22 protein-coding genes are annotated in these 18,705 nt (G+C 57.4%); 3 read left to right on the plus strand and 19 right to left on the minus strand.

All coding sequences use genetic code 11. The features are described 5' to 3' along the window. Positions 1-2: 2 nt before the first annotated feature. From PCPL58_RS28770 to PCPL58_RS01930, 14 genes are all read right to left on the minus strand, one after another. The gene (locus PCPL58_RS28770; protein ID WP_083188289.1) at positions 3-1,061 is read right to left on the minus strand and encodes a DotH/IcmK family type IV secretion protein; all 1,059 of its coding nucleotides are present in this window, start codon (positions 1,059-1,061) and stop codon (positions 3-5) included. Between the two features lie 43 nt (positions 1,062-1,104). Then, positions 1,105-1,809 (minus strand): DotI/IcmL family type IV secretion protein, encoded by a 705-nt coding sequence (locus tag PCPL58_RS01870; protein WP_065348546.1) that lies wholly within the window; start codon positions 1,807-1,809, stop codon positions 1,105-1,107. Further along, positions 1,806-2,159: a hypothetical protein gene (locus PCPL58_RS01875; protein ID WP_010214729.1), complete on the minus strand. Its 354-nt coding sequence runs from the start codon at positions 2,157-2,159 to the stop codon at positions 1,806-1,808. The genes PCPL58_RS01870 and PCPL58_RS01875 overlap by 4 nt, the downstream gene beginning before the upstream one ends. A gap of 25 nt (positions 2,160-2,184) precedes the next feature. Then, positions 2,185-6,165: an LPD7 domain-containing protein gene (locus PCPL58_RS01880; protein ID WP_414860600.1), complete on the minus strand. Its 3,981-nt coding sequence runs from the start codon at positions 6,163-6,165 to the stop codon at positions 2,185-2,187. Positions 6,166-6,669: 504 nt separating this feature from the next. Beyond that, a complete protein-coding gene (gene icmT / locus PCPL58_RS01885) occupies positions 6,670-6,951 on the minus strand; it encodes an IcmT/TraK family protein (protein WP_010208375.1) in 282 nt (93 codons plus the stop codon). Between the two features lie 28 nt (positions 6,952-6,979). Then, positions 6,980-7,225: a hypothetical protein gene (locus PCPL58_RS01890; RefSeq protein ID WP_004666892.1), complete on the minus strand. Its 246-nt coding sequence runs from the start codon at positions 7,223-7,225 to the stop codon at positions 6,980-6,982. A 36-nt stretch (positions 7,226-7,261) separates the two neighbouring features. Then, the gene (locus PCPL58_RS01895; protein ID WP_054998780.1) at positions 7,262-7,759 is read right to left on the minus strand and encodes a phospholipase D family nuclease; all 498 of its coding nucleotides are present in this window, start codon (positions 7,757-7,759) and stop codon (positions 7,262-7,264) included. Between the two features lie 79 nt (positions 7,760-7,838). Next, a complete protein-coding gene (locus tag PCPL58_RS01900; RefSeq protein WP_053486299.1) occupies positions 7,839-8,087 on the minus strand; it encodes a hypothetical protein in 249 nt (82 codons plus the stop codon). Between the two features lie 37 nt (positions 8,088-8,124). Beyond that, the gene (locus tag PCPL58_RS01905) at positions 8,125-8,358 is read right to left on the minus strand and encodes a hypothetical protein (protein ID WP_010209171.1); all 234 of its coding nucleotides are present in this window, start codon (positions 8,356-8,358) and stop codon (positions 8,125-8,127) included. 131 nt (positions 8,359-8,489) lie between these two features. Further along, positions 8,490-9,671 carry a plasmid transfer ATPase TraJ gene (traJ, locus tag PCPL58_RS01910; protein WP_065348690.1) on the minus strand — a complete coding sequence of 394 codons (1,182 nt, stop codon included), beginning with the start codon at positions 9,669-9,671 and terminating at the stop codon, positions 8,490-8,492. After that, positions 9,668-10,468 (minus strand): type IV secretion system DotC family protein, encoded by an 801-nt coding sequence (locus tag PCPL58_RS01915; protein WP_007247253.1) that lies wholly within the window; start codon positions 10,466-10,468, stop codon positions 9,668-9,670. The genes traJ and PCPL58_RS01915 overlap by 4 nt, the downstream gene beginning before the upstream one ends. Then, complete coding sequence (locus tag PCPL58_RS01920; protein ID WP_065348691.1) at positions 10,465-10,938, minus strand: DotD/TraH family lipoprotein; 474 nt, start codon at positions 10,936-10,938, stop codon at positions 10,465-10,467. The genes PCPL58_RS01915 and PCPL58_RS01920 overlap by 4 nt, the downstream gene beginning before the upstream one ends. A gap of 36 nt (positions 10,939-10,974) precedes the next feature. Next, the gene (locus PCPL58_RS01925; protein ID WP_065348692.1) at positions 10,975-11,466 is read right to left on the minus strand and encodes a lytic transglycosylase domain-containing protein; all 492 of its coding nucleotides are present in this window, start codon (positions 11,464-11,466) and stop codon (positions 10,975-10,977) included. A gap of 292 nt (positions 11,467-11,758) precedes the next feature. Then, positions 11,759-11,962, minus strand: a complete 204-nt coding sequence (locus PCPL58_RS01930) for a hypothetical protein (RefSeq protein WP_053486275.1) — start codon at positions 11,960-11,962, stop codon at positions 11,759-11,761. 394 nt (positions 11,963-12,356) lie between these two features. Here PCPL58_RS01930 and PCPL58_RS01935 point away from each other — a divergent pair, with 394 nt between their 5' ends. Beyond that, positions 12,357-12,722 carry a helix-turn-helix domain-containing protein gene (locus PCPL58_RS01935; protein ID WP_019740136.1) on the plus strand — a complete coding sequence of 122 codons (366 nt, stop codon included), beginning with the start codon at positions 12,357-12,359 and terminating at the stop codon, positions 12,720-12,722. Positions 12,723-12,965: 243 nt separating this feature from the next. On the opposite strand, the gene traI is transcribed toward PCPL58_RS01935, so the two are convergent. Both traI and mobA read right to left on the minus strand, forming a co-directional pair. Then, positions 12,966-14,921: a TraI/MobA(P) family conjugative relaxase gene (gene traI / locus PCPL58_RS01940; protein ID WP_065348693.1), complete on the minus strand. Its 1,956-nt coding sequence runs from the start codon at positions 14,919-14,921 to the stop codon at positions 12,966-12,968. Positions 14,922-14,931: 10 nt separating this feature from the next. Next, the gene (gene mobA / locus PCPL58_RS01945) at positions 14,932-15,261 is read right to left on the minus strand and encodes a plasmid mobilization protein MobA (RefSeq protein ID WP_003344297.1); all 330 of its coding nucleotides are present in this window, start codon (positions 15,259-15,261) and stop codon (positions 14,932-14,934) included. A 259-nt stretch (positions 15,262-15,520) separates the two neighbouring features. On the opposite strand from mobA, the gene PCPL58_RS01950 reads away from it, so the two are divergent. Together PCPL58_RS01950 and PCPL58_RS01955 are read left to right on the plus strand one after the other, a co-directional pair. Continuing rightward, a complete protein-coding gene (locus tag PCPL58_RS01950) occupies positions 15,521-15,865 on the plus strand; it encodes a hypothetical protein (RefSeq protein WP_005622131.1) in 345 nt (114 codons plus the stop codon). 297 nt (positions 15,866-16,162) lie between these two features. Then, a complete protein-coding gene (locus tag PCPL58_RS01955; protein WP_004661031.1) occupies positions 16,163-16,441 on the plus strand; it encodes a mobilization protein in 279 nt (92 codons plus the stop codon). A 66-nt stretch (positions 16,442-16,507) separates the two neighbouring features. Here PCPL58_RS01955 and PCPL58_RS01960 read toward each other — a convergent pair whose 3' ends face one another. The 3 genes from PCPL58_RS01960 to istA all read right to left on the minus strand — a co-directional run bounded on the left by PCPL58_RS01960 (position 16,508) and on the right by istA (position 18,628). Further along, on the minus strand, positions 16,508-16,708 hold the full coding sequence (locus PCPL58_RS01960; protein ID WP_065348694.1) for a hypothetical protein: 201 nt from the start codon (positions 16,706-16,708) through the stop codon (positions 16,508-16,510). Positions 16,709-16,799: 91 nt separating this feature from the next. Then, the gene (istB, locus tag PCPL58_RS01965) at positions 16,800-17,609 is read right to left on the minus strand and encodes an IS21-like element ISPsy4 family helper ATPase IstB (RefSeq protein ID WP_005741073.1); all 810 of its coding nucleotides are present in this window, start codon (positions 17,607-17,609) and stop codon (positions 16,800-16,802) included. Then, complete coding sequence (gene istA, locus PCPL58_RS01970) at positions 17,606-18,628, minus strand: IS21-like element ISPsy4 family transposase (RefSeq protein ID WP_002551322.1); 1,023 nt, start codon at positions 18,626-18,628, stop codon at positions 17,606-17,608. The genes istB and istA overlap by 4 nt, the downstream gene beginning before the upstream one ends. Positions 18,629-18,705: the final 77 nt, after the last annotated feature.

Raw genomic sequence — 18,705 nt, forward strand, 5'->3', positions numbered from 1 at the left:
GCTTACTCCAAGGCGACGTTGAGGGCCGCTGTGTGGCCCATGACCGAGAACGACACATAGGGCGTCACGGGTAATTTCCAGAGATGCGTACCGTCTGCCGACGACAACGTGGATTCGAACTCGTCCCGGATATCAGCCCGCGTGCGGATGTACAGGTCGTCGCCCATTTGCCACACCGTGGTGTCCGGTACGTTGCCGGTGGTTTTGAGCTGTTTGGCTTCCTTGGGTGGAACGCCATCGAGAAAACCCTGCAGCACCCGATCGTGCAAGCCGATACGGACCTCGGGAGCGGCGCCTGGCTGAGCCCCTGGCCCACGCCTGGGCACACGCAAGTCCAGGCGACTGTCCACTGTCCACGTCTGGGCCTTGGTATCCGACTCTCCGCTGCTGACGTTGAGCATGATCGGCACGGCCAAACCTTCCAGGTAAACCGTGACGTTCCCGCTGGCAAACGGCTTTGCGGCGTACAAGACCATGACCGGGCTATTGGGCACGTAATACGGCGTGATATCGGGGTTGCCACTGATGGGCGCGGCGCCCAGTTTCCACGGCGCGCCGGTACTGTCGATAAAGGTCAAGGAAGTGGGGTAGTTCACCGCCGTACGCACCAGCGGCAAACTGGCCCCCGGCGACAGATTCACCGTTTGTGCGCTGATTCTCGGCACAATGGCGACCTGCGGTGCGGCCATGGCCTTGTCAACCTCTCCAACCTGCCCGCGCAGTTGCCGAATCTCTTGGGGAGTCAGCGGAGAAACGCTGTCCTGAGCCTTTTGAAAAAGCTCGGATGGCGGCGGAGGGAGCGGATCATTTCCAGACGGTTGCTGAGCGGGTGCTGCATTCACATGACCATTACCTTGTGCCGGCGATCCGGCTTTCTGTGCTGCTGGGTTTACACCCACGCCCGTAGCCCAGCCCGAAGGTGCAGCCCCCGCAGCAGGCGTCACGGGGGCAGAGGGGGGAACCGCAGATTTAGCCGGAGCGGCCTCTGGGCTGACAGTTTCATCCGCCCAGGCGTAGCCGCCTGCCGCTAGCCATAGGGCCAGCGCAATTGAAGTTTTCATGGGATTTTCCTGGCCAGCGGCGTCAATAACTCGCGAAATGGCCTTAGTTAGCGTTGGTGGTGATGACCTGGGTGACTTCAAGCCCGGCGTTTTTCACGCGAACGTCCGTCTGCTGAATGCGCAGCGTAAAAATGAAGCGCTGAGGCGGACTGCCGGATTGCTGACCATCCAGCTTCAAAGTCACGGGGTACTGGTACTCCCAGGCAAACTTGTCCCCGATCTTCCCGCTACCGTGAATCACCCCTGGACCAACATCCACCCAGAGGTTCATGCGCTGGTCCTTGACCGCTTTGAGCACGTTCGAGGCCACCAAGGCTTTGTAATAGTCCTCAAAGCCCACTTCCGAGTAGCGCTCGCCCAGTTGGGTCATCTGATCGCGGTAATGCACAAAGTCCAGGGTGAAGCTCTGGCGAATGGTGTCGGCCCCAAAAGCCGACACATCACGTCTGCTATGCCCTGGTTTGTCCGTAGGGATGATCTTGGTCACGCGACCACCCTCGGCCGCGAAGTACTTCACCGGAGGATGGGCGACCTGCCAGCCCAGGTAGCCATTCACGCTGACCGATAGCACCAGTGCAGGTGCCATCCAGAGCACTGCGGTCAGACAGCGATGGGCGAAAGCCGCACCTAACGCACGGTCACGCTGCAACTGCATGGCATGCTCGAACGTGTGCTGATCTTCCGCCGTGGGGAGGTGGGGTTTTTCCAAAGACTCTTCCACGGGCAACTTCTCTGATGAGTCAGTCACAATGAACCTCCTACCGACTGCCAAGGGTCCGAGCCGCTGGGGATGTGGCTGTTGATCTTGTCCACCGCCGCCTGGCATACCTGATCGGCCACCTGGTTCATCAGGTCTTCCAGGCTTGGGAACGAGGGAAGGCTGGTGCTGGTGGTGCGAATGCGCGACAAGCAATCCTGGAGTTCGTCTGAGACGGCGCGCTCGCGTTCTGCCCACACGTCCGACGCCCTCCTGGCTCGCTCATACGCAGTCTGACTGCCCACACTGGCCGCTTGTCCTGAGCGGCACACCGCTGCGCTTCCCACAGCGGGCAGGCAGCACACGACCATCAGCAGTGCACCGCACATGCTTTTCTTCATGATGAGTTCCTTTGCTGTTTGCGTTTTACACCGGGCGTGGATCGCTCGGCTGTACTGACGGTGCCACTGTGGGAGCTGACTTTGGGAGGGTGTTTTCCTCTTTCCAGCGCTGATCGAAGCCCAATAGGGCGTGCAAGGTCGGGGGCACCTCGCCAGGCGCGTCAAGCTTGCCAATGCGCACAGCGCTGTCGCCTTCGAGCTTGAAGGCAATGTGCTCTCTCGAAACCGGCTCGCCACCAGAGCGGTTGATGCCATTGCCCGTGCCGATCGGCAGCAGTCCCTCGGGGGTAATGGCGTTAAACACCATCGACGGCCCATCGTCACGGCCTGGCAGACTCACCAATACATGCTGAATCTGGTCCCCCTGACGCACCACACCTTGCAGATAGGGACCATCGCCGCGCACCAGGTACATGTCCAGATGGCCATCCTGTGACCAACTGCTGATGACGGGTTGTCCCGCTGTGTTGTTGGGGTCGATCGGCGGCCGAGGGGCCGACAGCTCGTCACCCGTTTTTGCGCTGCCTTCACCGTTTGGGGTCAACCAATACAGGCCATCCGTGGGTGGCGTGGGCAAGGGAGCCTCCACGCCCAGTTGCGCAAGCCAGGCTTGTTGCACCACGGCGAAACGCCCGGCGTCATAGGCGCCGAGTTTGACGCCCTCATCCTGGCCAGAACGTACTGCGGGGTTACCCTCTACCTTAAGGGCCCATTGGTTGCGATGGACGTCTTTATCGTCGTAACCCACGGTGACGCCCTGCTCGTTTTTGCGGGGCACCTTGACGGTAACCGGAAAATTGCCCAGCCACTGCAACGTCACCATCTTGCCTGGCTGCACACGGGTTTGGCGCAGCAGCCCCGCCAGTTCCTTGCCCCAAAAAGTCTGAACACCGTTCTTGGTACGCAGTGTGATGAAGGTGCTCTCGGGCTTGTCTGGCTCAAAACGAAACGGCTTCTGGCCACATTTGAGGATCTTGCCTGTCACGCCATCCTTGGCCGCCTGGAAAGGCTGATGGATGGCGGGCGACACCTGCTGATTCGCTGATGTTGCAGGCTGATCCGATGCTGGAGCTGCCGAGGGCGGATTGATGACCGGTGCGTCAGGCTGTGCCGGTGGTGCAGGTTGAACCAGTGGCCGCTGCAGACCCTCAACCTCCAGCGGCTGATAAGCAGTACTCGCCGGCGCGGGCGCAGACGAATGCACCGGTGCCGGCGCGGCTTGTTGAGGTTGCGGTGCCGAGGGCTTCGCCTGTGCCGGCTGTGGACCACCATACGGCGGTGGCGTATCACCATGAATGGCATCACGCGTTACAGGTGGCTGCTTCAACGCGTTACGAGCATCGTCCAGCAACATTTGCTGCGCAGGGTTCTTCATCTCCACATTGATCTGGTGCTGAGCAATCAGCTCGATGGCTTTTGCCTTGAATTCGTCACTGCCGGTCAGTTCGATGCGCCCCCGGTAGAACTGTGCTGCCGTGAGCAACGCAGCTATTACCTTCTCATCTTCCTGACCTGCGCCTTGGACCATCTCCAGGCGCGACCCACGGTCAACGAAAGCAGGCTCGGCATCGAGCTTGTAGAGCACCGAATTGTCACCTTGAACCTCACGGCTGATGCGGGCCAACAGAGCGTCTTTATCGATGTTGCTGGCTTGCAGTTGTGGCTCGTCGGCACCTATCGGAGCCCCTACGAAGATAGCATCCGGTACGACCGCCGGGCCGGTCTTGCGTGCTGTGGTGAAACGACGCGGCAGGGCCCCTGACACCGGAACCTCCACGTCTGAAAGGCTTTCATTGTCTTCGTTTTGAGCAGGCCCTGCCGGTGCGATTATCGGTTGATCCTCAGCGACGGGGGAAGTGTCAGGATCAGCCTCTACTGACGCCTGTTGTTTAGCAGGAGGCGCAGCTGGTTGAGTTGTCTCGTTTGACTGCTCTGGCTCGGCCGCCGCCAAAGGTGGCCGGTTGAGTACAGGCGCGTCGGAGGACATTTCTTGGTCTGTCGCCGCAGGTGGTGCCGCCCTCTTCTGATCATCCACGTTGGCAGAAGAGCCTGGGGCGGCCTCTCCCGGTGCTTGTTGTTGAGCAGACCGCGCAGCTGGTTGAGCGGTTTCGTTCGACTGCTCTGGCACGACCTCCGCCGAGGTCGGCTGGTTGAGTACAGGCGCGTCAGAGGACATTTCATGGTCTGTCGCCGCAGGTGGTGCCGCCCTCTTCTGATCATCCACGTTGGCAGAGGAGCCTGGGTCGGCCTCTCCCGGTGCCTGTTGTTGAGCAGAGCGCGCATCTGGTTGAGCGGTTTCGTTAGACTGTTCTGGCACGACCTCCGCCGAGGTCGGCTGGATGAGTTCAGGCGCGTCAGAGGGCGTGTTGCGGTCTGTCGCCACAGACATTGTCGCTTTGGGCTGTTCGTCAACGATCGCGGAAGCGTCAGGATCGGCCTCTACCGACGCCAGTTGCTCAGCAGGTGACAACGCCAAAGGTGGCTGGGTGGATACCTGCGCATCATCAATGCCAACAGGTGCTTCAGTGACCTGGGCAGTTTCGGGCGACTGGCTTTCAACAGATGACGCTTCAGATGCAACCGGTTGAGCACTACGGGTCTGCGGCGGTGCGGATTGATCCGGGACCTGTATTGAAGCTGCAGGCGCTGCATCCAGTTCCAGCGTTTCTTGCGCGGGAGTTGCTACCTTTTGCGCAGTATTGTCCGGGGGCTGAGTGTTCGAATCTGTCGGCATGGTAGTTACCTCTTCATACGGTCGAATCAGGGGAGCGGTCTGTTCGCGCACCGCGTCCAGTCCTCGTGATTGGTGAAGGTCGTTGAAGTCCGTGAACCCACGGGCAATTTCGGCGTCGTTGAACGTTGGATACAGAACCTGGCCCCCCACCGCTATAGCCGCCTCATTGGCCATGATCAACCCCTTGTTCACGTCCTTGGCATGATCGAAATCCGCCATGAACAGGTGCCGACTGTCGGGATACTGCTGATGCAGCACCTTGGCCACCGCCACCATGTTGCCGGCGTCAATGGTCATCACCACCGGCAGGCCGGTGGCCAGGTTCAGGCTGCGCGCAGTGGCATAGCCCTCGGCATACAGGATGGGGTTGACCGGATCGAGCGAGCCGCCCACCACCAGGAAATGCTCTTGTTTGGGGGCATCCTTGAAGAGGAACTTCTCACCCTCGGGTGGGATGTACTGCAACGTCTTGAACGTTCCCGAGGCATTAAAAAACGGCACCACCAGGGCACCGTTTCGTGTTTGACGAATGTCGGGCGTCGGGGGTATTCCCTTTCGCACCAGGTAGGGGTGCGCAGGGTCTGCGGCGGGCAGCCGGTCGTAAAGTCTCTTGGCAGCCAACGTCTGCTTGGCGTAGGTAACAGCGCGATCACGAGCGGCGTCTTCCTGGGCTTGCTTGGCCCCGGCCCGAATGTGCAGGCGGGTGATCGGATCAGACTCACCGCCAGTCGCCGCCCAGTTGGTCACATCCTTGGGCGAATCGGCACGATGGTAGTTGATGAACCAGCCTGCAGGGCGACGATCCAGAAAGCCGCAATAGACACCGCTTTTCTTGCCGTGCTTGTCATCGACCGTCGCTACACGCTGCCGACTACCGTCCATCACCGGCATGCCTTTGACGACCAGGCCGGCTTGAGTCAGTACATCCAGAAACTCTGATTCGGCGTCCCCACCACCGGCGCGGCGGCTTGGATCAGGCAACCAGTCGGTGATGCGATCAAGGTCACATCCAGGTCTCGCAAACCACAGCTTTTCCTCTTTGTTCCAGGCAATGGCCGCACGACCGTCACTGAGTCGTCCGGCAGACAGTCGAGCCTTATCACGATCATCAGGCGGCACGGCCAGCCAGACCGGGTATTCGGATGTGCGAGGGGCTGTTTCGATCTTGAACTGGGCATTGTCCGACGCTGGGAAGTTCTGTTGCGACCGGCTGCGGTCGTGCAACCCTTCGGCCACCATCGTCGTGAGGTTGATGAGGTCACTGATCTGCATGGGTCGAGAGCGATCTATGCAGGTTTCCTTGAATGATTGGGCACCCAAGGTAGCGTCAGCGCGGGCCTGTGGCTCAATATTTTCGCACGCAAATGCAAAGACCTCTTCGGCTTTACGCGAGTCATTGAGCGCGGGATAAAGCTGATCAACCTGGGCCCATAACTCCACCAGTTTCGGTGCATTTCGACCCGCAACAATCCCGTCTAGGACTGCTCTTTTCTCGGCAGGGCTGAAGGTGTTGATCCCATAATGTCCGAGTATTTCGTGCCTAAGAGTTCTTTCAAACTCTTGGTTCGAATCACAGTTGGCAAGGGCAAAATCTGCCCTTCTGGATGCCGCTCGATACGAACCGTCAATTCTTCCCCGGAGTGCGACACTATTTTGTGGTCCATATAACTCTTCCTGGTTCAAAGCAAGGTTGTAGGTGATCGTAAGGGCTTGCGGGTACGTTTTGCAAAACTCATCGATCACCGCCTCTGCATCATCATAAGACAAAGCCATTACTTACTCCCCCTCAGTAAAACGCCGATACCACCAGGGCCGCCCCGACAAGCGCTTGCCGCGCATCAGGTAAGCCAGTCGCATCACCAGGACCTTGAACGTCCACCCAAAGAACGAGAGCAGCCGAAAGCCGCCAATAATGGCGGTGATGACGTAGATCGTGACCATGGAGGGGAAGCGAAACCACGCCAGGTACAACAAGAACAAGGGGGCTGGTATGCCGTAGAGATTGAGAAGGCGTGAGGCGTTGCGCCAATAGCCCGGTTGCAGTTGCTGGTCAGACATGGATAACTCCTATGCTGCGGTTGGGACGCTAGCCCGATTCGTGATCTCCTTTTTTCGCCGGCGCAAGTTCCGGGAACTCAACCAGCAATGCCTTGTTGCCCTGGGCAATGTGTTTCATCACCGCCAGTCTGATGTTTTCACGCACGCTCCCTGTCGATACGAAGTACATGCCCCAGGCCTGATCGGGCGTGCAATGGCCGATCTGTTCCTCAATGTCTCGGAAGGCCTTGCATTCGTCTGGGGTTGAGCAGCACTGCTGAGCGTTTTGGCACATGACGTTCCCTTCCCTAGTCGTTTCACCACATCCTCTTCAGTAAGTCGGCTGATAAGGCTGGCCCTGCACCCAGCGTGATTGCCAATGCTCCAGGTACACGCTGGCCACCGCAGGAACGTCCCACATCACCACCGCATTTTCGCTGTTGGCCTTGGCAGCCGAGGCCGAGTAGTTGAACGAGCCTGTCTCGACGTTCTGGCCATCGGTGATGATCACCTTGTCGTGCTGAATCTTGTACGCAGCGTTGGTGCGCACAGGGATTTGCGCGTTGGCCAGCAGGTTCATCGCAGCGCGACTGGCCCTGTTGTCGTTGCCATGGGCATCGACCACCACCTGTACATCGACGCCGCGCCGTTTGGCTTGCACCAACGCCTTGACTACGCTCGGAGAGGTGAAGCTGTAGGCCATCAGCCGTATCTGCTGCCGGGCTCCCTGGATCACATTGAGTACCAACTGCTCCGCGCTGCCCTCGGGTGAGAAACCCACCTGGATTTCAGCCGCCTGAACAGTAAAGGTCAGATTGCACAGCAGCACCGAGGCCACCAGTGCTCTCACCGTCGAACTGGACCGCGCCTTGTTTGCCAGACTGGCGGGACTGAACTGCACCAAAGGCTCAATCATGGCGTGGCCCCTTTGGCTGAGCCTGAGCATTGCGCAGGGCCTGCAGGTTGTTGCTCTCGATCTGTAGCGAAACCTGTGTTTTCTGCAGCGCCAGGGCTTGAAGCTGGTTAGCCTGGATCTGCAATAGATTGGTATTGATCAGCAGCAACTGGTCGTTCTGCTGTTGGAGTTGGGCCGGGGTAGTACAACCTGTCAGGCAGGCAGTGACCGTAGCGGCCACGAGCAGAGCGCGAACATTCATGGTTAAGACCTTTGGTTGGATGATTGCGGACGTTTTCTTAACGTGGGTCGAACAGGTCAATCTGCCTGTTCGCCGGATCTGCCTTCGGCGCGTTCAGTGGATGACCCAACTGGCGACGTATCTCGGCCAGCCAAGCCTTGTACGGTGCGTTTTCACGCTCACCCCATGGGTAGGCAGACACCAGTGCCTTGCGCAGCACTCTCATATCAGTGCGTCCGACCTGGCGAATCACTTGCGCAACGATGGGTGCTGCTGCATCGGCCCAGGACATGGCGTATCCCTCTTATGGCGATGGCTGATTAGAGTCCCTGATGAACAGGGTGCGCAGATCGGTCTCCTTCTCGATTGTTTCGATAGGCATATGAAGTCCTCCCCGCCGAAGCGGTATAGCCAATAAGTCACTCATGACACGGCCCGCTGTTCGAGTTCTCGCAATTGAGAGGCGGTCATCGCCACCGCCAGTTCACGCCGGTCAATGCGCCCTTCCAGATGAAGACGCCAGGCCTGATCAGCGAAGCGTCGTTGCTCCAAGCGAATAATGGAGTCGATATGCCGACCCCATTCGGGGTAAGGCATGCTGGCCAGCTTGGCGCGCAGCGCATCGTCGAAGATGATGTATTCGCGTACGGCCTGGCGTTTGCCGTCGGTAGTACGCAGCAGCTTTTGCACGATGATGTATTGCAGAACGCTCAGTAGATCGTGGGCCGTAGCTTCGCGCATCTCTGAGGGCACCATGGTCAGGCACCGTGGAATCGCCTCTCCAGGTGAGTGGATGTGCAAGGTGCTGAGATTGAAATGGCCCACCTGGCCCGCCAGAACGGCCGCCTGGAAGGTCTCCAGATCCCGCATTTCACCCACCCCGATGATCGACGGTGCCCGGCGAAGATCTGCCCGAATGCCTTCGGCATAGTTGGCAACGTCTCGACCTATCTGCAGCTGCGTCGAGGCCAATACATCCCCTGGACGCGCGAGAATGAATTCGATCGGGTCTTCGATCGTGGTCACCTTGCGGTCAGGATCGGTGTCCAGGCAAAAGCGGTAGATAGCGGCCGCCTGGGTACTTTTACCCGATCCCGTGATTCCACCAATGAGTCCTAGACCATTGGACGGCAACAACGCTTCGAACAGGTCCTCTTCCAGCCCCATCTTTGTTAGATCCGGGATATCAGATGGAATGATCCGCATCGTCAGGGCGATGGTGGCGTCCAGCCGCCCAGCAGTGGCCTGCACAAAGTTGCAGCGAAAGCGTAATCGCTCGCCACGCTCCAGGCCGTAGCGCTGGTTGATGTCGCCATCCAGCTGTATGGCCCGGTCTACAGGGCGACCACCGCGTACCGTCGGCCGGATTTCAGGGCTGAATAGATCATCGAGGAGCTTGGACCACGTATCGTCAGCCAGCACAAACCGGCTGGCCTGGCGCAAGCGACCTTGATGCCCGACCACCAGGTGGTTACCGCCCTGGATGTGAATGTCGCTGGCTGACTGCCGTGCACACCAGACGAAAAAATCGCGCAAGGTGTCTGCATTCAGCCCGTCTTCAAAAGCGTAGGGGGCAAAATCCATTGTCTGTGTCGTCTGGGTCATGGCTGCACCTTGCGTATCACCGGATGCCACTGAGTTTTGTCGGGAACAAAGCCAGCGTTCTCCTTGAGGCTTCGTACGCGATCGCCGGTGGTCAGCTTCTGCCGATCCCCCGTCACGGTCTGCTGTTGATCCGTGACGACCGGCGCCGTGATGAACCCCTGACGCAGTAACTGCGAGTACATCAGCATGCCCCGGTAATCTCGGGTCAGGCGGTTGAAATTGGCTTCAAGGGTCTGATCGGCACTTTGCCGCCCTTCACCCCAGCCCTGGCGGACCGCCGCTTGCCAAAGCGCCTTCTGCAAACGGTTTTCAGGTGTGACTGCCACGGTTTCATCAGGGCCCGACGATGACAGGCCCGCCATCAACCAGGTACGCCACGACGGAGGGTTACTGACGAACCGTTCGGGCACGATGATTTCGTAAACATGGCTTGCAGTGCGTATCTGCCGTGGCGTGATATGGGCCACGTCCACCGCCTCGTCGATGACTGGCGGTAGCCAGCCCTCACGGCTGATCAGGGTCCGAAAGTCATACAAGGTGTTGAGCCGTCCGATCTGCCCCTCCAATGCCTGGCGTAATTCCCACGCGCGCTCAGCCTTACCGCCGCGAAACCCTGTATTGCGTCCCGATTCCTCCAGCAGTTGTCGCCGCGATTCGGTCACGTCTGCTGACGGCGGGTCAGCGGGGGCAAGATAGCTTTCCAGTGGAGCCGGCGTATCGGAGGGTGTGGAAGGTGGCGTATGTCCACACCCTTGGAGGCCCTGCAACAGGACAAGCGTCAGAATTGATTTTTTCACTGACGCCCTCCCGCCTTCCTGGCAGGCTCTGCCTGCACAAAGGCCAGGGTTAGTTGCCCTGGAAGCTGGGTCAAGGTCGCACGCCAGGCTGTTTGCATCTCGATCAGGCGCAGCAGATTCGCATAGGTGATGCCATTGACCTTGAGGTTCACCGGCAAGGGCAGACGCACGCCGGTCCAGGCAAACGTCTGACCGCGCTGGCGGGCCAGATGGGACAGCAGCTCAATCGCGTCACCGCTCCAGTCAACCGCCACCAGGTCGCTCTGAGCACGAATAGCATCGGTCGGCAGGGTTGACCGGGTATTGATCGCACCTTCCATCCACAGCGTTTCTTGCTGTAACGCAACCCGATCAAGTACCGGCGCAGCTGTCGCAGAAGGCGTAGGAGCCGCCGGCGGCTTCTCACAAAAACTCTGGCAGCCAGACAGCAGCAATGCCGCCGCCGGCGCAGCCCAAAGGGAGTATTTCATCGATAGTCTCCTGACACCCCAAACCGGGCGCAGTCATTAACGGATAGCGAGGTGGGCCGGTGCAGCGCCCAATGCTTTGAGGCGGTCGTAGACATTGCGCACTTGCTGCGCGTAATGCAGGCGCCGTTGCTCCTGGCGTTGCGAAGGGTCAAAGCCTGCGTTATACGAACCTAGGCAACGCCAGGTATTGCCGCACACACGAAGATGTTGAGCCAGTACCCAAGCCCCCGCCTGAACGTTAAAGCAGGCGTTGGTGAGCAGGTCCTCCGCTCGCGTGATCAGTCCCATCCTGACCAGTCGGTTAGCGTTGCGCGTGCTGATCTGCATGACGCCGTAGTCGGTGCTGAGCACGTTTCCAGACGAATCGCGGTTAAGGTTCACAGCACCAGGCTGCAGGTTGCTTTCCGTGATGCCGATCGCTTGCAGTAGCACCGGATCAACTCCATAGCGCTGGCCAGCCTCCTGGAAGCAGAAAGCACAGGCCTGCAACGGCATCGACAACACCAAAACCAGCCATAGGCCGCGCATGGCTAACCCCCGGCAACAGGCACAGGCCTGACGGGAGCTTTGACTGCGGGAGCCTGTGCTTTAGCGGTCGGTTTGACCGGTGCTGACACGGGAGCAAAGGAAGGAACAGCGCTGGTCTGGTGCAACCGGCTCTGCGCTTGGCTGACCGAAGAAGCGCTCTGCCGGATCTGCTCATCCACCCACTGCCCCGCCGTAACCTGGGTCAGGTTGGGTGCTGTAACGCAACCAGCAAGCGATGCAACTACCACAGTTAAAACTATGCGAGCTTGCATAAACTATCTCCCCCGCATGGCTATTTTTGTCTCTCGTTGATCAAGGCCATATAGGCCGCCTCCAAGTAGTTGTCTACGAGGTACTGCGCAACCTGTGAGGTAGTGATTTGTTGACCGGTTTGGTAGCTGGCATCAATGGCGGTCTTGGTTAGGGCTGCATACCGCCCGAAACCAACGTGCACATTGGATGACTTGGCGGGTGGCTGCTGCTTGGTTTCTGTCATAGGTACTCCTAGTAAGGCTGTTTGGTTTCCCGATTGGCCCTGCAATACAAGGCCAATCGGGAAACCCTCGGCTCCGCTACTGGCGGCGAGCCGAGGCTTATCTCTCACTGTTCTTTCCGACCGCGACCCCTGTCCGCCGGAAAACTTGTTTGGGGCTTTACGCTGCGCACCCTAGGTCAGTTGCCAACCCTCTGAGCCGTTAAGGCCGACCCATCGCTGCCTTCAATTCAACTGCACGAAGCATAATAACTGTATGCATGTACAGCGTGTATAAAAAACCAGTAATCGATTTAAAGTAATAGCAAATCTCTCGATGAGCATAATTCAATTCCGCACAATTACAACAGTTTTGAGTTTTTAAGCAGTTATGGTCGTTTTTTGGGAGGGAGCAACAATGGACCATCGCCAATTTAATGGTGAGGGATTAGTGGACACTCTCAAAAAAATCATTGGGACTAGAATTAAGGCTCTTCGCAAGCATCGTAGCCTCACGCAGGAGGCGCTAGCGGAAGCAATGGCTTGTGAAACCGCGACAATAGGGCGATACGAACGAGGAGAGTTTTCCCCAAGCGTCGAGCAGATCGCCAAAATGGCTGACGTCCTAGGGGTAAGCCCAGCGGAAATCATCCCTTCGTCTTATGAAATTTCACGACAGGAATTGGTCGATTTAAGAGAAAAGCTTTTCACGGTCGCCCTGTGCATAGACAACCCTGAAAAGCTGAGGGTGATATTGGATCTTGCAGAATCCAGTGATAAATGAAGGGCTTACTCGAAAGCTTTGGCATCGCGTTGTGCGGTTTGGCCACGTCAATCTTGGTAGCGCTCGCCAACGTCGTTATCGCCCGCATGACGGGTTTTGACTTCTTCTCCATATGGGGGCCTTGCACACCAGCTTCGCCGCCGCATCAGGGTACTACTTAGGCTCACTCAACTTCCACTAAAGAGCCACCGCGATCCTACTGATCCAAATGCTGATTATCGCGGTCCTGGTCAATGTTTCGCCTCAACCAACGAACGGCCTTGGAGGCTGGTAACCATCATCGGGGGCGTCATCCACCGGGTCATGCCGAGCTGGGGAATGCGTTCTCACCTCCGGTTCGTCGTAGCCGTAATACTGACGGTGATCCCTCTCGATCACGTCGTAGCGTGCCATCTGGTCTGGATCGGTTACCTGGAACGTGTACTGACCTCCACGATGGTTTACGCCACATCCCGCATCAAGCAACTGATCAACGAACTGGTTATCACCAACGATCTTCACAGCGTCACCGCTTTTCGTGGATACCAGGTTGGCGGCCAGCCGATAGTTGTCCAACTCATCGTCGTCATTGAACCCCGGTTTTACGTGGACGAAATCGCCACGGTCGATCACACCCGCCCTGCCATCGCGCAGATATTCGACAGTGCCGTCACGATGCAAATGTGACGTGTAAGAGCGCAGGTGATAGACAGCAGAATCATCTGCCTGGCCGCACTGGATAAGACGATCAAACCCACCGTTCGGAGTGCGCTCCTTCCGCTTTTCTCGATACACAAATCCACGCAGTTGACTGACTGCCGCAACGTCTCCTCTGAGAGCTTGCTGCTCGACCCAGGGACGGTATGCAAGCGGACGAAGCAAGCCCTTTTCGGCAAGCGCTTGCCGCTCATCACGAAGCTCGATGCGCAACTCAGCCATGGCTTTCATCCGGTCGAACTCGGCAACTCGATACAGCAACTTGCGAAGCAAAGGATCGTGCTGAGAGCGTTTTACGTCCGCCTTCATTGCCTGGTACCGAGCAGCCACTTGCTGGTATCGATCCTTGACATGAAGATCAGGTTTTTCCCATCCCTCACGATAGCGTTTGTAGCGCATTTTTAAGTCCAGCCGAGCCTCAGCTCTCGCCTGCCGGCGATCGAAACGCACGTCTTTATCTCGGAGTTCAAATGCAGGCTGGTAAGTGGAAAAAATACCATAGCTCCATTCTTCATGTTCGAAGGTGGGAGGTCCTTCAAACGGACCTATGTGGGCTTCCAATCGAAACTTGGTCAGCGTCGGATGGACTGAAGAAGCCTTGACCACAGGACCCTCTGGTCGCAGGAAATCATAGATCACCAATCCATCGCCTTGCTCCCTTAATCCCAAGCCACGTTCATGCAAGGCCAGGTGGATTTGACGCCAGGTAATAGCTCGCGACTCGATAAGCTCAGATACTTTTTCACGCACCTCACGCACGGCGTAATGATAGAGACTCTCGGTGTTGGAATAGACCTGCAATGGAACAGTCCCTTGCGGAGCGCTGCCATATCGGAAAGGTGCGCGGACCAATTGGTCGTTGACGCCCCACTGCCAGCTCCCATTATCCTGAATGAATCCGTATTTGCGTTCGAGAACGCGACAGCTTTTCTGCAAAATGTCAGCATCATTCCACAGGGCGGCGGCTTTGTAGGTAATGGGATTGACTCGGTTCACCGCCACATGACAGTGCGTATTGTCTGTGTCTTGGTGAATAGCGGTGACGTACTGATGCCCTTCCATGCCCAGCTGACGAATGCAGTGTTCGGCGCATTCGAATATCTGCGCATCAGTAGGCAGTTCGTTTTCGCGCCACGACAAGATGAAGTGATAGACCGGGTCTTGGCAGCGACGACTCTGGGCGGCAACCATGTTCATTTCCGCCGCCGATGTCTCCCAGGAGAAGCAGTTTGTCTCGCAAGAAATGCCTCCACTGATCAAGCGCTGACGACCATCGGGGAACACGTCAGTGATTACGACAGCACGGTTTTCACTATCATTCCGATCCGCATAATCGACAAGCCGATCAAACATCGCCTTCTTGGTGCGCGAAGCATTCTGGCGAGGCGCAGCGCTGACTAGATCATCATCTTTGGGCTTGTCACCACGGTCGCTGATATAGCTCACCAGCCGGTTAAAGCTGGAGCCCTTATCGCCGCGTTTCGGGGGGATGATGACGTTCATGGCTGATTAGCTACTTGATGCGAGTCTGGGACAGATCGATGGCATTGACGGCATTTCGGATGGCGACCAACACGTCAGAGAATTGCTTGCTCAGATCAGTTGTCATGCTGTCCTGCATCTGGTTGAACAGGTGCTTTTGCAAGCCACCGAGCTGTAGCAGCGCGGCCATAAGCTTCTTGTCAGTCGGTGTCTTTATTTTGCGATTCAGCGCAGCACGACGCATCAGATCTGAAACAGATATCTCGGCAGCCAGCGCTTTTTCGCGAATCAAGGCCGCATCCTCTTCAGTGCAACGAATTTCGATCCTCACCGTTGCTTGACGCGCTGTGCTTTTCGACATGCTCTGACTCAACCTTAACTAACTGAATAACGCTGTCGGGGTGTCGGGGCGGAGCCCTGATCCGGGTTTTGTCGGATGGACCGCGTGCGGGCCGTCCGTACAAAACATTTCCGGTCAATATCTTAAACCGTCTTTACACCTTTTAAATACCATATTACCCTAAAGCGGGCAAGAGCGCTGCGGGGGTGGTTGGGGCCCGAAATTCGAGCAGGCTCTCCAGACCTTTGAAAAGCGCAGGACACGTAAGGGGCTGATTTTCATGGCAAAGACAAGGCTGTACACCCAGCATGATCTGGCTGCGGCCCGAGAGTTTCTGGACGGCCTCCCCTCGCTGAAGGTGGACAAGTTCCAGCGCTTTGGGCCTGAAGCGTCAGTCAGCGAAAAACTGTACGCGGCCCTGCACGATGAAGACTTTACCCTCACGGATATTTTGCACTTCCTGGAAAAGCATGGATTCAGCTCGACGGTAGACAAACTGCGCACGATGCGTAGAGTGATGTTCACGCTTGACATTGATCAGCCTGAATCCCGTGACCCATCACGGTGTATTGATATCAGCAGAATGCGGGTGCATACGTGGATAAAAAGAAAAAAATCACGCTAGATCAGGTAGAGGTCGCCAGGCGAGCTCTTGCGGCTTTGCCGGACCTCAGTCAGGACAGAATGTCGAAAGGTCAATTTCTGAGCGCGCTTGCGGATAGATTTCACACGTTGTCTCAAGAAAAGGGATACTCACTGCTGGCCATACAAGAAGCCCTCAGAACAATAGGTGTGAGAACATGCCCTGCACGTATTGCGTTGCTGGTAACTGAATACGCCAGACGGTCAAAGAAACGAGAGCACGGCTCAAAGCACTAACTTAATGTAGAGTAACCCATCAGTACATCAGGATACCAAGCCTATGGCCAAGCAGAAAACATTCACCCAACAAGACCTGGAAGCCGCCCGTCAAAAACTGGCCGATCTGCCAGACCTGAGCAAGGACAAAATGAGCCAGGCCGAAGTGCTACAGTCGCTCAAAGAACAAATCGTTGAGCTGTGTTCGGCCAAGGGTTACTCCGTCTCGGAGGTTAAACAGGCTCTCGCTGATGTTGGTCTGAACGTGAGTGTTCGGGAAATTACCGACCTGACCACTAAGCGCAAACGTGCGGCACCTCGGGCGAAGCCTCAGGTTGCCTGAGCGCTCAAAGCCAGCCAAAAAAAAAGCCCCACATCGAGGGGCTTTTTTGTTCCAAGGCAGCCGTCTTCAATCAGTGTAAAGATAATCAGCAAGATCGATTTTTTCCGATTGACCATCCATACCGGTGACAAAAAATGTACACGCGCTGTCTGGTTCGCCGTCAGCGATACGTGCCTGGAAGAAACGCTGTGCGACGTCAAGGGCGGCTTCTTTATGTGCGCCTACCGCTTCAGTGTAGATGGTCCAGGTGACTACGTAGCCGTTCATTATCTTCATCCTTACGTTGATGTCAGAGTTGGGCGCCGCCAACTGTCAACGCCAACTAAAAAGTGACCCCCTTCCGTGCTAAATCGCCAACTTAGTTTTGACCCCCCTCGGGTTCATATTTTCGAGCCGGTTCGGCCCGAGAAGATTTGGTTCCTGCTTTGCGCTTGTCCTTGAGTCGATAGCTTTCACCTGTCATCTGCACGATATGGGCATGATGTAACAGCCTGTCCAGCATGGCCGCTGTCAGTGTTTGATCATCCGCAAAGGTTCCGGCCCACTGGGTAAACGGCAAGTTACTCGTGAGGATCAGGCTGCCTTGCTCGTAGCGCTTGGCGACAACATTGAAGAACAGGTTGGCTTCATCACGACCAAACGGCAGGTAGCCGATTTCATCGATGACCAACAACCCAGGGGCCATCACCACACGACTGAAGTATTCCTTGAGCCGTTCCTGGCGGTGCGCAGCGGTCAGTTGCAGCATCAAGTCAGCCGCCGTGACGAAGCGGGTTTTGATACCGGCCATCACTGCCCGGTAGGCCAGGGCGATAGCCAGGTGGCTCTTGCCTACACCACTAGGCCCCAGGAACACGATGTTCTCGGCACGTCCAACAAAACTCAGTGCTGCCAGCTCCTGGAGCTGTGCCCGGGGGACGCCGGTGGCAAACGCGAAGTCGTATTGCTCCAGCGTTTTCACAGCGGGCAGCGCGGCAGTTTTCAGCAGGGCCTGTCGAGAGCGTTCACTTCGGGCATCGGTCTCGGCAGCCAGCAGCTTTTCGAGGAAGTCGGCAAAGCTGTCTTCGCCGCTTGCTGCTTGTTGGGCCAGGTGCGGCCAGTCCACCCCGACGCGCTCAAGCTTTAGCCCCTTGCATAGTTCTGTCAGGCGAGCATGCTGAAGGTTCATGCTCTCACCTCCAGCAGTTGCTCATAAACCGACAGCGGATGCTGCAAGCTCTCGTACGGCAGGACCCGTCCCAGGCGTAGGCCTTGGGCGGGTTGTGGGCGCAGGCTCTGTGTTGGCAGTGGTAATAGTACCTGCTGCTCTTGGGCCAGACGTACCGCCGGTTGAACACCCGTCGTGCCGTGAATCCGCTGATGAGCGACTTCGTCGAGCCATTGGCCGATATGTGCGTTGGCCGTCACCACATCCAGCGTCAGACCCGCACTCTTGAGCGTAGCGGCCAACGGGGTAATGAAACTGCCCTTCAGATACCCGTTGAAGCGCTCAACCTTGCCCTTGGTCTGGGCACGGTAAGGGCGGCAGACCTTGGGAATAAAACCAAACTCATCGGCCAGCGCAGCCAATCGGGGATGCCAACGGTGCTGGCCCTCCCCAAAAGCATCTCGCTCGGTGATGATGGTTCCGGCGTTATCAAACAATGCCTGCTCGGGCACGCCGCCAAAGTAAGCGAACGCCTCCCGAAGCCCTGTCAGCCAGGCTTCGCTGTCCTCTCGCTCGGAGAAACGGACAAAGCTTGCTCGACTAAAACCAAGTGTCGCCACGAACGCCTTAAGCGGCTGACGGCCTCGTCGAATGGTGGTGAAGTCCACCTGTATCTGCTTGCCGGGCAGTGTCTCGAAACGTACCACCGGCTCTTCTGCCTTACGTTTGAAGGGGCGAATATAAGCCTTCAGACGACTGACGCCGCCGCTGTACCCCAATGCCGTGATCTCACGCAGCAGGACGGTCGCCGGAATCCAGTGTGGGCGCGCCGCCTCAATACGCTCGTGCAGGTAGTCCTTGAAGGGGTCGATTTTGCACGGACGTGCGGGTCTCACCTTGTCACTGGGTAGCGACCGGGCCTTTCGCAGGTACTTGCGCACGGTGTTACGCGAAATACCCAGCTCACGGGCGATGAATTTGATGCCATGGCCCTGACGGGCCAACACTTTAATTTCCACAGACTGCTCCTGGGTCAACATATTGGCAGCTCAAAGCCGCCAGTTTTACCCAGGGGGGTCAATTCTAGGTTGGCGTTAGGGGGTCATTTTTACAGTGG

Source organism: Pseudomonas cerasi (genome assembly GCF_900074915.1).
Taxonomy (GTDB): Bacteria; Pseudomonadota; Gammaproteobacteria; order Pseudomonadales; family Pseudomonadaceae; genus Aquipseudomonas; species Aquipseudomonas cerasi.